A 449-nucleotide genomic window follows, 5' to 3' on the forward strand; every position below is an offset into this window, starting at 1 on the left:
GATCAGCGGGACCGTCGCCTCCGCGTAGGCGTAGATCAGCTTCGCGCCGCGCCGGATGATGCCGCCGTACTCCTGGTCCACGCCCGGCAGGAAGCCCGGCACGTCCACGAAGGTGATGACGGGGACGTTGAACGCGTCGCAGGTGCGGACGAAACGGGCCGCCTTCTCACTGGCGTTGATGTCCAGGCAGCCGGCGAACTGCATCGGCTGGTTGGCGACGATGCCGACCGGGTGACCCTCGACCCGGCCGAAGCCGGTGATGATGTTCGGCGCGAACAGTGCCTGGGTCTCCAGGAATTCGGCGTCGTCCAGGACGTGCTCGATCGCGGTGTGCATGTCGTACGGCTGGTTCGCCGAGTCCGGGATCAGCGTGTCCAGCTCGCGGTCCTCGTCGGTGGTGGCGAGGTCCGCCTCCTCCGGGAAGGCCGGGGCCTCGGAGAGGTTGTTCG

General features: G+C 68.2%; 1 protein-coding gene. It reads right to left on the bottom strand.

Translation table 11 applies throughout. The features are described 5' to 3' along the window. Positions 1–449, bottom strand: a 449-nt coding sequence (locus tag AC0AIB_RS31310; RefSeq protein WP_465098095.1) for a carboxyl transferase domain-containing protein, incomplete at both ends; no start/stop codon positions are given.

It is taken from the genome of Micromonospora sp. DSM 43699 (assembly GCF_055517075.1).